Source organism: Halonotius sp. F2-221B (assembly GCF_046719765.1).
In the GTDB taxonomy this organism is placed as follows: domain Archaea; phylum Halobacteriota; class Halobacteria; order Halobacteriales; family Haloferacaceae; genus Halonotius.
This window is the reverse complement of sequence record NZ_JABEBY010000013.1, coordinates 22,020-34,610: the sequence shown is the minus strand read 5'-3', so window position 1 is coordinate 34,610 and position 12,591 is coordinate 22,020. Positions and strand designations below refer to the sequence as shown.

Genomic DNA, 12,591 nt, shown 5'->3' with positions numbered 1-12,591 from the left:
GAGACATTCTCGACCAGACTTAAAATTGTCCCATCAACAACAAGTGTCTCAGAATTCTGGAATTAAGATTTAGTAATTTCTTATTTGTGAAATAGAGTAAATCACGGTTTCAGATCACGAGACCACTATGAAAAGCGAGATAGTGTCGCGTTGCTACTACAGAAAATTCGGGAAGATAATAAGATGATCTAATAAATAAATTGGATTGATTGACCGTGCTCGCGGTGAAATATACTAGTTTAGCACCCTCCTCTGCTTCTAATCACTGAAACTAAACGATTGCATGGGAGCGAAAAATAGGTGAAGTAGAGGTTCAACCTGGGATTCAACATGGTCGACGAATTCTATCTCATTCTAGTCCGGTAACCAACCCAAATGACAACTATTTATTTATATTTGATTCCCGGAACGGTACGTCTGAACCTGCTCACAATCATAGTCGAATTCCTGAAGTGCGTTCCGGATATATGTCTCAATAACCGAGTTGTCGGATTCTACCCAGGGTCGTGTAACTGACTCAATATGAGCGGGGTCTTCCTTAGCCAGATCTGAAGCTAAAAACTCAAGGATATCCCATGTCCGGATTCCTGGCTCAAGAACATCGAATTCGAAAAGATCACGGATCTGCGTCGGCTTTTCACCCATGACCGAAGTATACTCTTTGGCTGCATGATGCAGCCAGACGTTGAGTGTTTCAGCATAGCTAAGATACCACTGTTCGAACGTCTTGTCAATGTAATGCCGCGCGAGATTTTGATACGATATCTGGGAGATTCGGTCGATGTCTTCAGCCATCGGCTTCTGTGCTACAGTCCCCTCGACACTGAAATCAGCAGTATCCGTGACAAGAAAGAGTTCGTCGATACGACCAGCTTTGAACGCTTCCAGAAGTTTATGAGTCGTACTGTCACTTTGAGACTGTTCTAATTCTTGATTTGTAATCTGACAGAGCTGGCTGAACTCCAGGGTATCCGCTGGCTGGCCCGTTTTGATAAGTGTATAATCGAATTCCAAGCCTGGAATCGCAGTGTACCGGAAATGTCCACCTTCATCACCATCCTCTACCACCGCATCGAATGTTTCTGAACTTGCTGCACTGAGCCAACCCTTTGGAAACGTAAATTGTCTTACCCCATACGTTTGCAATAGTGGTAGACATCGAAGATACCCCATCCCGTACCCGTCTTCATTTTCCGCCGCCAACGGATCGATCAATTGAATGACGCGGTTCTCGGTCGATATCCCAGCAAACGTGTCCCCGGTCATCGTACTACCGTTTCAAAAGGAGCCTCCTGTAGCTATTGATATCGGAATCCCTTACGTTCGGCACGGGGAATTCCCTAATTGAATGAACCAACTACATCGAAATGAAAAATGCCAGCAGATAGGCACTCCGAGAAAGGTTATTCTTGAGTGAACGACCCGATTTTATCCTGTTGCTGGTCGAGGCTGTGTCGTTCTAATTCTGCTTCGCGACGGCGACGAAAAGCTTCGAATGCGTCCTCATTATTATCAATACAGGTATACTGAAGATCGACGCCGAATTCAATCTCTGCGCCGATTGCTGCGGGTGCCGTACCGGCGCAGGGGACGACAAGATGTTCGTCTTCGAGGTTTCCATCCGTATCATCGGTTAGCGCCTCTACCCACGTCCTGTATGGGCTCAACGGTTTCACACTCCCCCAGTCATAGGTTTCATGATCGCGCTCAGTCACCTCGAACCCGTCATGTGCGAACGGTGGCTCAACAATTTGTCTACTGGAACTCGAAGCCCGGCGATTTGTCTCACCCTTATGTGCAAAGACGACGGGGTAACCGCCGTTTGAGAGGTACATACCGGCCGTACTTCGGTCAGGGTTCCCCTCCTTCGTGAGGTAGGTCACTGATCCGACACGACGATACCCACCGCCAGTGTAGTCCGCCGCAACATCACCCCAATTCTTTCTAAGATAGTTAATTAGGCGTGGAAGAAGCCAATCATCCGCGTCCGCAATCAACCAACCACCCTCCATGAGGGCCTCCTTGCAGGCATCGAGAATTTCCACTGTTGTCGTTTTCGATTCTCGGTTACCCTTAGCATCTACATCGCTTTCGGAAAATGGGTGGGTATCGTAAGTCACACCGAATTGTCCTGCCCGTTGCGGGCGGGCCCACGCATCATCAAGGTATATAATCGAGGCAGATGAGTCTAAGTTACGTAGTTCTTCAGCAGCATTACCAATCAGATACCGACGGGGTTCGTCCCCCGAAATGGTGTGAATCTTATCGGGCATAAAAAACCTCTTGCTACCCGTCAGATGGGTACGCACCTGAATGTTGTGACTTCTTGCAGTGAAATTTAAGCACACGGTCTGTCAATTCACTGGATATGCACGATCCAACGGCGACTGACACCCCACACTTGAGCGGGATACAGCCGGACTGGGGTGATCTTCCACATCTTTGTGAGGTGATCCACGCCTTCTGGCAGTTCCGCAACGAAACGGAGGATGAGATTCGTGAGCGACTACTTTCCAAAGGAACTCCGAATAAAATCAAGGATCAACTTCGTCTTCTCTCCCCGGACAAACTTGGCATCATCAATAACGGCGAATTGACACCAGATGCAATCTGGCTTGCAAACCGGTTCTCGGGCGCGACACAACAACAGCTAACTGTTGGAGAGGGAGTCTCACTCGGAGCCAAAAATCAACTCAATGAGTCCGAACAGTCCCTGCTTCAAAGCATTCTGTTCCGTGAAGACTGGCTGCCGATGTTAGCAACAATTAATCAAATCTACATGGAATCCCCCTCAGTTAACGAGACTGATGCCCGCGCAACCGATTTCCGGAAACGTATTGAACATCTCGATGGTTACACCGGTGTCACCAGTATAAATTCTTGGAAGAAAAAAACACAGGCACACTTCAAGTGGGCCGAATACATTGAGTTAGCAACAGTTTCTGACGGTGCGTATGAACTAACTCCACTCGGCCGGGATGTTGATGCCAGTCTTCGACAACACTACCATCCAGAATGGCCTGTGCGATAGTCCAGCAAGAGATGATATCTGAACAAATGTTTCTTACTGAGCTCGGGAGACGAGTAGGTGGCCAGTGGTGGTCAAATCGACGACCTTGGTTTTCCCATGCATCTCAGATTTGACCAAATTCTGTCGCTCAAGGTGTTTCACGTGTCTGCTAGCGGTGCTCTTCGAGATATCTACTGACTCTGTGATTGTGGTGAGTGAGACTGGTGTGTCAAGGGTGGAGATTGTTTCGAGCGTCGATTTGGTCTGTTTCGGTGCATTCGCCGTAAGATCGGGGAGAGCTATCTCGCGAACCTCCCCGTCGATATCACTGAATTGGTGGCTCGACTGAATCTGATCCACCTTTGAGAGGGCCGAAACCGTCAGAGGTAGAAAGATATCGCGGGCACCACCACCGAAAATGACAGTAACCTCTCCATTGGCATTATCGATGAGAGAGCCACAGACTTCGATGGCTGTTTTGAAGTCATTATGTGGCACTTCCGTGGTCTCTATTTCAACGTCTGGTTCGATCTGTTCAATTATCCGTCTAACATCGTTGATCGCTTGTTCATTGCGACCACTGTCACTCGTTGTTGTTGGATTGATTAGTTGGATTTTGGTGCTTCGCTCGATGCCTTGGCTAAGTATCGGACGGGTAACGCGCGTGCTGTCATATCCGATTGGTGCAATGTATGTTCGCATATGGGGTATTTCTGCTAACGACGTATTTAGTATTGTTGCGAGTTTGTGGGATCGTTCGAAATAACTTGGCTGATCCTACAATTTTGAATTCTACCGTTGTGTCTCTGCTTCATTAAAAGATAATTAGAATATCGGTAAAGATTGAACCGACAGTCAAATCCGATTAATTTCTATGCATAAGCCAAGCACCAAGGTATGTATGAGGACGTAGTTCTATTTGCTTTCGAAACGTTCATACGATTCATAAATTATCAATAATCTCTAAAACATCCTCCTCTCTAATTTTATTAGAACCAGAGTCAGAACGAACGGCATTATCAATAACACGACTACATATGCTGAGGACTTGCCGAATATTCCCCTGCGAACGTTGGAGAATAATTTTCAAGCTATCCTCTGTGAAAGGCGAAATCGATTTATTATCACTTCCCCTAGCTATATTAAGATATTCTCCAATAAGATTGTATACCTTTTCTTCTGTCAAAGGACGTAGCGCAACTTCCTGACCAATACGCTCAGAAAACGCATGGTATTCTCCCATCACATCTTGCCAAACTTCTGGAGCACATCCAAACAGTATGCAAAGCCCCTGACTGTTCTGATCCATCAAATGTCGGATACTATTCAATGTTTGTTGCTCGTTTTTTGGACTCAATTGAGATATCCGCTCAAATTCATCAACAAACATGAAAACACCAGTATATCCGATATCAAGTAGCATACTTTTGAGGGCAGTAAAAGCCCGTACTGCAGTTGTATTGTCATCAATAGCACTGTGGATCTCCATTTCTTTCCGCTGTTCGTAACGAAGTCCCTCAGAAGTGAGCCACTGCCATGCGTAGAGGTTTGTATCCTCGTAAACCAGATGAACCATAGCTCGCGCGAAGTCAGCGAATTTAGTCACGTCGCTCAATTGTTGGACTGCGGTGGGTACAAGTTCAGATAGTAGAACATCGCCATCGTCAATGATATCACGCATTTCATCTGCACTGCTAGGATTCGTATTTGTCTCCGTCCGAGCTACTTTAGCCAAGAACTCGTAACTCAGTTTCTGTAATTGGTCAAACCCAATGTCATAAACGAACTCATGATAAATATCAATGAACCCCTCTCCTGGTTGAGTTACGTACCCTACAAGGACATCGTCTCGATCTCTCACCAGAGAACGGGTGTATTTGAGGGTGTGTGATTTCCCATTGCCGTATTTGCCAGTGACAACCAAATGCTTCGACTTCCCTGTACTGAGTACAGATGAGACAGTGTTACTGATTCGGTCTGTAACTTGTTGCTGTCCGCAATAGACTGCAGGATCATCTTCTGGAACCGGACTATACGGGAAGGGATTTTTTGACAATCCGAATTCCGAGTAATCGTGCTGTGCATCCGTGATGGTGAAGTTGTCGCTCATTGGTTTGTATACGTCAACTCTCGGTCGTGAACCGTGAGGTAGTAGTATTGTTTACCGTACTGTTCGACTCCTTGCATAACCTGATCTGTCGACTGGGATGTTGACACAAGTGTATCATCGCCAGCGAGTTCGATTTCTTTGATTCCGTAGTTTGCCTCCTTTGCACCGGTATCTCGGGGCGCACCTGACAGTTCGATTTTTCCGACGTTCTCTTGTGCTAACGCTCGAAGTCCATTGTCGAACGAATTCCGTGATAACTGCAAGGTTGCACATACTGTTTCTCGAAGTTCAGGAATGGAAAGATACCGTTGTCGCATCCCGACGCCAGCAGTCTCTTCCAATTCATCGTATGCCCTCAGCAACGTATGATGGAAATTCGCTGGAGGTTTGTCATTTTGTGGAGAATAGTATTCGCCAGTGAATGCATTCCGTTGGACGGTTCCGAGGCACTTGCCCCAATTCCCGAGAACTTCAATACTTGTTTGATTATAAGAATACGTCGTGAATTCAGCTTGATTCTCTAGTTCATTTAGAACTCTCTCTAGACTGCCTGGCCCCTCTTGTTCTAGGATCTCTAAGAAGTTGCTGTAGTGTGGACTGCGTGTTTCCAAGATCACACTAACTTGCTTCCAGTCTTGATTTTCCACTGTTTCAACGAAAGATTCGCCAACTGATGTAGCCTCATAGTAATCGTCCGGTAATTCATCCAAGAGACCAATACGGAGAGCTTCGAGAATTGTCTCACGAGCACGACGATGACTAACATTGAGTCGCTGTTCTACATTTTCTGTTGTCTGTGGAGAGTTTTGACAGAGATGGGCAACCTCAACAAGTCGCGATAGTGTTACTGGTCGAACTGTCGGCCTCTCGTCGCTCATGTTAGCCTCCGAACCTGTTGTTTAGCTGTTCTGTATGCCCGCTGTGTTACTTTATTACCCTGGAACCGCAGATCCAAATACGCCTCCAAGTCTTCTCCAGATGCTTGCATATATCTGAAACGGCGTAATTCGATAGCCAATGCCCACAAGTTGTGTTTGGTAAGTAAGTCCCGATCATCTCGGATTGTCTCGAAGCTTCTCGAACTACAAACTGGGCAGGCACAGGGTAGGTGAGCCAAACTGTCAATATTTTTTAATGGTTCTCCACCGAATCCCGGCATGAGATAGTTCCTTTTTCCAGCACTGCGGATGAACGCTGAGGAATCAAAACTATCAACGCCAAGATACAACAGAAGTGGTTGGTATGTTACTCCACCCAACCCGTAGGTGTGCAGGTGTTTGTCAGTAGCCCGCCGGGCAGAAAGTATTATTTTTGTGACTTTTTCATAATCTGTTCGAATCGGAACCAGACTTCCGATAGCGTAGCCATCAAATTCACCCTCTTTCTCAAGATGGCTGATGGTATTTCGAATAGTTTCAGGGTCATATCCATGGACGCTAGCCAGGAGAATCTCGTCACCATCATGTGCATCACTTGCCTCCAATGCAAATTCGATACTCTGGTTGATTCTCCGCTGATTCTCTGCCTGTCGATTATCTCTCGACAATGGTATATCAACAGTACCGAAGATATCAGCACCCAGTTTGCGTTGTGTTTCAATGGTTTTCGCTGGGGTGGTGTCTACTTCCTCTTCTTGAAAATCGAAGCCACCGCTATCAGCGAAAATGATTGTCTCTTCGGCTACATCCATCTCACCACGGAGAGTTGCTCCGTTCTTCAATCGGTTCCACTGTGTTTTTCGATTCCGTATCGCCCGAGAGTTGACCATTGCTGTGGACAAATCCGGGATGCTGTTCGTGTACTCGGGTGTATTATCACTCGACCGATTCCCGATGTTACTCACGGGGAATAGTATCGGTGTTTGTAGTTCTCCGTGGGGGGTGTCGAGTTTTCGTTGTCTGTACAACATATCCGACGCGCTGTGCTTAGCTCGGCTGTCGTATAAACTTTGCTCAAGCAAAGCTAAATATGAGAAATCAAAGTGGCTTTGTCAAGTCCTGAAAAAAAGGGTATAGATGGTTTCAGACGCTGTGCGTGATCTCATCGGACGAAAACGCACAATAGAGATACTTGAACTCTTGATTTCCTCTGAGAGTCTGCACTACTCCGAAATCGAAAACTCAGTTGACACATCAAGCGATATGATCACCGACACGCTCGACCTCTTATGTAAACATGAACTGGTGGAACGTATTGAAGAAAATCCAAGAAGAGTCAAATATAAACCTACGGAAACTGGCCGAGACTTCATCCAGGCAGTCGAAAAAATTGAAGAAATCCTAGAAGTTCAAATTGACAGTTAGAACTTCTCAATAGCTGCCTGCGTGGAGTCGTCTTCAAGATACCTGCAGAGGATGCTAATCGAGTCGGGATCCAGTTCTGCCACATTACGTATATTACGTGCGAAGTTTTCCAAATATACGCCCTTGAGACCGATCACAATTGTTTCATGACGTTTTGCATCTTCCGTCCGTGCCGATACAGAAACAATATTCTCATATTGCTCATTGAGGATATCACGATTAAATACGACGCCAATCCTATCTGGTCGAATCCGCTGAACCGTTTGGTCGATATCGATACTAGAGTAGTAATCTGAACCAAGTGTAAAAAATACAATATCGTAGTTAGACTGATCCAGTACTTTATAAAGATCATCTTGGATGCCAAGTTTGTCAGACCGTTCACGGATCTCAGAAACATTCATTCCGCTGAAAGTCACTTCATATGGGGGGAGTCGTTCACTCTCTTCGACTAAGCCAAATCCGGCACTGATAATGTATCGCTGTACCCGATGGCCATCAGCGCGGAGTTGGCGAACGGCGTTGCTTATTGCTTCTTGTTGGCGTCCGGTGTATAATTCACCGGCTTTGATTCCGATGGTGTCGTTTCGCTTGAGTAAGTCCTGTCTGGAAGAGCGATCTATTTCGCTCATCTCAAAAACTCGTTCACCTTCAGGAACATACTTGGAGCCAGAACACTGGTCAATGATGAGGATATCTAATTCCTCATCACCATCTAAGACTGGTTTGTGTGGAGCAAAGTCAGATCCGATGGCATAATTACGTCCAAGATTATTCAGTAGTATCTCTCGCAACTCATGCGGATCATCAAAGCCATGCACATCACAACCGACATTTTCGATGGAGTCTCCAACGAGGTCTTCAAATTGCTCTTCTGGATTAAATAGATAGAGCTCATCATACCTATTGAGATGTTTTTGGAGTGATTGAGCCATTCTCGTCGGTGCGAAAGAGACTGCTTCTGGAGTCTTTGCCCACCACTCATGGACGCCGCTAGCATCAAATGTACCAATTTCTGCAACTGGGAGATCGTGAACCTCACTCCAGAACTGCGGGGTTTCACTCGCTAAGTAATCTTCAGTAGTCTCATAGTTGCTGAGAGAAGCTGATCCCTTCGTCAGAACGAGTGTTTTTGGGAGTGCTTCAGAGAACTCCTCATAGAAGCTCGCTGTGTTATGGAATCCGCGACGGCGGTTCCGGTCGTTGCCACGGAAAATACAGACTTCAATGCCGTGATTGGCACAGATTGGGCATTCACAGTCTTCCCAAGGTCTGTTTGATAGGATCTTCTGATACGCTTCAAGCAGATCTTTGTCTCCTATCCAAATAGCATAGTCCTGAATCACGAACCATAGCCGTTGGAACCGATCCATTCCATCGGGTTTAGATTCTTCCCGTTCCAGAATTTCGACCATTCGCGGGAATCTATCGAGTTGGGTGTGTGCTGTAGCGAGTAGCTCTATGTATTCCGCAAACGGTTTGCTACTCTCTTTATCATCTGAGCGTAGGAGTTTGATCAACTGACTTCGAAGCTCATCACTAAAATACGCTTTTAGGTGGCTGGCATACTCGAAATCGTTTCGTAACGCTGAATCCACGTCACGGAGTGTGCTGTGATCAAACTGTTCGTCGTGACGATGATTCCGCACGTATGTGATTGTCGCTGTGAGTGTCTTGCTTGCTTCAGCTTTCCACTCCCGAAGTGCTTTTGCGATAGATCGCCCTTCTGCGAACGCACGGAGCGCAATGAGTGTCTCACGCCCTCGTAAGGCAGTCTCAATAGCATCAGAAATCTCTGAACCGTGTTTTGGGTATTGCACGCGAATAGCATCGTACCGCTCATCACTGTCAACACGGTAGTTTTTTCCACCTGTCCATGCGGAACGAAGCATACTCGCGCTATCGAAAGAAGACATTCCAGATCGCCCGATGGTGTCGAACGCATCGGACTTGGCGAAGCCGAAAACGTGACTATCGATGCGAGTCTGATGAGTTCGCTCATAGTCTTTGACTGTCTTTCCCACCGATTTGACGATCTTTCTGACTTCGTGGATAGGACTTCCAGCTACACCACCGATACCGAGATAATCGTATCCGATGTTGAGTACTTCATCTGCTGCATCGGCGTAAGACTCGATTGACCATCCTTGGATAGCGACCATTAATCGGAATGGATAGTCGCCCGCTTGGTACAGGTTCCACATCTCAGCCGCATTTTCTAGTGTGAGGTCGTAACGGAACTGCTTGTCATCCTGACGATATACTGCCCGTTTGTCGGTTTCAAGTCTATTCAATACAGAGTCAACACTCCCTTCAAAATCGGCAGCAGTGAACTGTTGGGGCTCTTTTTGCGCCAGTATCGATGGCTCGTGCTCTTCAACATACTGTGGCCACTCGTCGGGCCACTCATCGATCATCAGATCGACTGCATCAGTAAGTTTCGACGGGATGTCAGATTTCTCGATTTCTTCACCAAGAGCGCGCTCGTCTAAATACAATCGACCTTTCTCTTTGCCTGATCCTAACACGAGGTGATCAATCGTCACCCCAACCGAGACATCCAGTGTTTCATAGAAATCAAGCATATCTTGATTTCCGTACGGTGGGAAAGGTAGCGATTTGTATCCCCATGCACCACAATCACTGATAGTCGGGAGCCAATCCGGTATAGAAAGAATCGGATCGGCGTAGACACCGTGTTCGGTTATTCGGTCGGCTTTTTTTGCCGTGGATTCAATCTGCTCACGCGAAATAAGTACACCATCGATTGGTGTGGAGTCTTTGTCGAAGATATCCCAAATGTAGTTCAGTTCGCGTTTCTGTCGGTGAGGATCTGAGCGCTCATCAAGCTCAAAATCATAGTCTGCATCGACGGCATCGTCCCATTCGGGTACGTAGAACCGCACAGTTAGATAGTCACCTGTATCGGTGTATCACAGTCCAGCATATAGAAGTCTCCATTGAGGTACGGATAAATTATCACCCAACCATCACTGCTCGGCAGCCGATGACTACTGTCTGGATTCGACCAAACAAGTATATATAAGTATCACCCTGATATTCTCTCAATATGCCTCAAAGATTATCCAGCAATCAGGCAGCAGAGAGCAAAACTCTCGCTGATGCAGGTGAAAGAGAACTGCGAGTTGGTGAGGATCGCCCCATTCGAATCAGCACGGGGCATCGGATCCTCCACCACGAAGGAAAATGCAGCAGGCCACACGGCCACAACTACGAAATTACTGTTTCGGTGACTGGTGAACTAACATCTGAAGGCTGGATAGTTGATAAAGGAGATATTACTTCAGTAATATCGAAATGGGATCATCGGTTCCTCGTAGAACGAGGTGACCCCCTCATTGAAGCATTTCAGCAAAGTGGTGACGAGGATTCGCTGATTATCATCGACCATCCACCTACAGCCGAAGTAATGTCTGTTCTTCTTGAAGAGGAACTATCCGACTCACTTCCAGAAACCGTCTCAGAGGTCGCTGTATCTGTTCGTGAGACCGGCGAACTGTGTGCTGCTCCCTAATCATGCCAGTTAACACTGAAATCGACGAGGCTGTATCAGACAATAACGGCGATCTCCCGATTAACGAACTGTTCTATTCGCTTCAGGGAGAAGGTACATTGGCAGGTGTACCAACAGTCTTCGTACGAACTTCTGGTTGTAACTTGCGATGTTGGTTCTGTGATTCGTACCACACATCTTGGGAACCGACCGGTGCATGGCGGGATAATGATTCGATTTTGGAAGAAATCCAATCCCACGAGCAGGCAAACCATGTAGTGCTCACCGGTGGAGAGCCACTCATTCACGAGGAGTCAGTGGATCTCCTAGAACAACTGGCAGCAGATGGATACCACACCACAGTGGAGACGAACGGAACCATTTACCGGGATGCACCGATCAACCTCGCCAGTATCAGCCCGAAACTGGCGAGCAGTACGCCGACACCTGATCGAGATCCGAAGGGCGATGGCGAGTGGGAAGAGCAACACGAGCAAGATCGAATCGACATGGAAGCATTGTCGCAATTGATCGACGATTACGAGACGCAACTGAAATTCGTCGTGACTGGAGAGGAGGATATGCAGGAGATTACGACGTTAGTTGATCGGATACGGGCGGCAACAACGACCACAGTATCAGATGATGATGTGTTGTTGATGCCAGAGGGCATGACTCGTGAACAACTCGATGGGACGCGCAGCGAGGTGGCCGAGCTTGCTATGGACTATGGTTACCGATACACACCGCGGCTCCATGTTGATTTGTGGAACGACGCACCAGGAACATGATCAGCAAACGTAGACATACCCGTCGAGACAGTGCTGTGAAGAGGTGGCAACGTGAGTGTCAGAGCCCACGTAGAGAACAGACAAACGACAGATTTGACGAGATTGAGCAACCATGAGCAACAAAAGTGCAGTAATTCTGGTATCCGGAGGAATGGATAGTGCAACCGCTGTGTACGAAGCGATGGATCAGGGCTACGAGCCATACTTCCTGCATACATCGTACGGGCAGCGGACTGAAGACAAAGAATACGAGTGCGCAGAAGCACTCGCCGACGAAGTCGATGCGGCTGACTTCCTGCATATCGAAACAGAGCATTTAGCCCAAATTGGGGAATCGAGTCTCACGGATGATGAGATGGATGTGGCTGATGCAGATTTAGATAGTGACGAGATACCAACATCGTACGTTCCGTTCCGGAATTCGAACCTGTTGTCGATGGCAACATCATATGCTGAAGCGACTGACTCATCGGCATTGTTCATTGGGGCACACGCAGAGGACTTCTCTGGATATCCGGACTGTCGTCCAGAGTTTTTCGAAGCGTTCCAAAACGTGATCGATGTCGGAACGAAACCAGAGACAGAAATTGAACTGAAAGCTCCGTTCGTTGAGTGGTCGAAAACAGAAATTGCTGAGCGTGGACTTGAGCTTAATGTCCCCTACGAAATCACGTGGTCATGTTATCGAGACAACGAACCGGCCTGCGGTACATGTGATGCGTGTGCGTTCCGGCTTGAGGCGTTCCGCGATGCTGGTACACAAGACCCAATTGAGTACGCGAAACGTCCGTCATTCTCATGATATCCGTTCTTTGAGTTCATCTGAGTACATTGTTCCTACCCTTCGCCAGCAAGCATTTTAT

General features: G+C 47.1%; 12 protein-coding genes. 5 read left to right on the top strand and 7 right to left on the bottom strand.

Annotated features, from left to right (window positions below):
• Window positions 1-390: 390 nt before the first annotated feature.
• Both HKK80_RS10620 and HKK80_RS10615 read right to left on the bottom strand, forming a co-directional pair.
• Entirely contained in the window at window positions 391-1,266 is an 876-nt protein-coding gene (locus HKK80_RS10620) for a hypothetical protein (protein WP_411799572.1), read from the bottom strand.
• 137 nt (window positions 1,267-1,403) lie between these two features.
• Window positions 1,404-2,120 carry a hypothetical protein gene (locus HKK80_RS10615; protein WP_411799571.1) on the bottom strand — a complete coding sequence of 239 codons (717 nt, stop codon included), beginning with the start codon at window positions 2,118-2,120 and terminating at the stop codon, window positions 1,404-1,406.
• A gap of 248 nt (window positions 2,121-2,368) precedes the next feature.
• On the opposite strand from HKK80_RS10615, the gene HKK80_RS10610 reads away from it, so the two are divergent.
• Window positions 2,369-3,031, top strand: a complete 663-nt coding sequence (locus HKK80_RS10610; protein ID WP_411799570.1) for a hypothetical protein — start codon at window positions 2,369-2,371, stop codon at window positions 3,029-3,031.
• A 33-nt stretch (window positions 3,032-3,064) separates the two neighbouring features.
• On the opposite strand, the gene csa3 is transcribed toward HKK80_RS10610, so the two are convergent.
• The 4 genes from csa3 to HKK80_RS10590 form a co-directional block, all read right to left on the bottom strand.
• Window positions 3,065-3,712, bottom strand: coding sequence for a CRISPR-associated CARF protein Csa3 (csa3, locus tag HKK80_RS10605; RefSeq protein WP_411799569.1), 648 nt, complete (start codon window positions 3,710-3,712; stop codon window positions 3,065-3,067).
• A gap of 241 nt (window positions 3,713-3,953) precedes the next feature.
• Window positions 3,954-5,120, bottom strand: coding sequence for a BREX system ATP-binding domain-containing protein (locus HKK80_RS10600; RefSeq protein ID WP_411799568.1), 1,167 nt, complete (start codon window positions 5,118-5,120; stop codon window positions 3,954-3,956).
• On the bottom strand, window positions 5,117-5,998 hold the full coding sequence (locus HKK80_RS10595; RefSeq protein WP_411799567.1) for a hypothetical protein: 882 nt from the start codon (window positions 5,996-5,998) through the stop codon (window positions 5,117-5,119). The genes HKK80_RS10600 and HKK80_RS10595 overlap by 4 nt, the downstream gene beginning before the upstream one ends.
• Window positions 5,995-7,029, bottom strand: a complete 1,035-nt coding sequence (locus tag HKK80_RS10590) for a tRNA-guanine transglycosylase (protein ID WP_411799566.1) — start codon at window positions 7,027-7,029, stop codon at window positions 5,995-5,997. Before HKK80_RS10590 ends, HKK80_RS10595 begins: the two co-directional genes overlap by 4 nt.
• A 106-nt stretch (window positions 7,030-7,135) precedes the next feature.
• Here HKK80_RS10590 and HKK80_RS10585 point away from each other — a divergent pair, with 106 nt between their 5' ends.
• A complete protein-coding gene (locus HKK80_RS10585) occupies window positions 7,136-7,423 on the top strand; it encodes a winged helix-turn-helix transcriptional regulator (protein ID WP_411799565.1) in 288 nt (95 codons plus the stop codon).
• On the opposite strand, the gene HKK80_RS10580 is transcribed toward HKK80_RS10585, so the two are convergent.
• A complete protein-coding gene (locus tag HKK80_RS10580) occupies window positions 7,420-10,329 on the bottom strand; it encodes a queuine tRNA-ribosyltransferase tRNA-guanine transglycosylase (RefSeq protein WP_411799564.1) in 2,910 nt (969 codons plus the stop codon). The genes HKK80_RS10585 and HKK80_RS10580 overlap by 4 nt on opposite strands.
• Before the next feature lie 164 nt (window positions 10,330-10,493).
• Here HKK80_RS10580 and HKK80_RS10575 point away from each other — a divergent pair, with 164 nt between their 5' ends.
• The 3 genes from HKK80_RS10575 (at window position 10,494) to queC (ending at window position 12,530) form a co-directional block, all read left to right on the top strand.
• On the top strand, window positions 10,494-10,958 hold the full coding sequence (locus tag HKK80_RS10575; RefSeq protein ID WP_411799563.1) for a 6-pyruvoyl trahydropterin synthase family protein: 465 nt from the start codon (window positions 10,494-10,496) through the stop codon (window positions 10,956-10,958).
• A 2-nt stretch (window positions 10,959-10,960) separates the two neighbouring features.
• A complete protein-coding gene (locus HKK80_RS10570) occupies window positions 10,961-11,728 on the top strand; it encodes a 7-carboxy-7-deazaguanine synthase QueE (RefSeq protein WP_411799562.1) in 768 nt (255 codons plus the stop codon).
• A gap of 112 nt (window positions 11,729-11,840) precedes the next feature.
• Window positions 11,841-12,530, top strand: coding sequence for a 7-cyano-7-deazaguanine synthase QueC (gene queC / locus HKK80_RS10565; protein ID WP_411799561.1), 690 nt, complete (start codon window positions 11,841-11,843; stop codon window positions 12,528-12,530).
• Window positions 12,531-12,591: the final 61 nt, after the last annotated feature.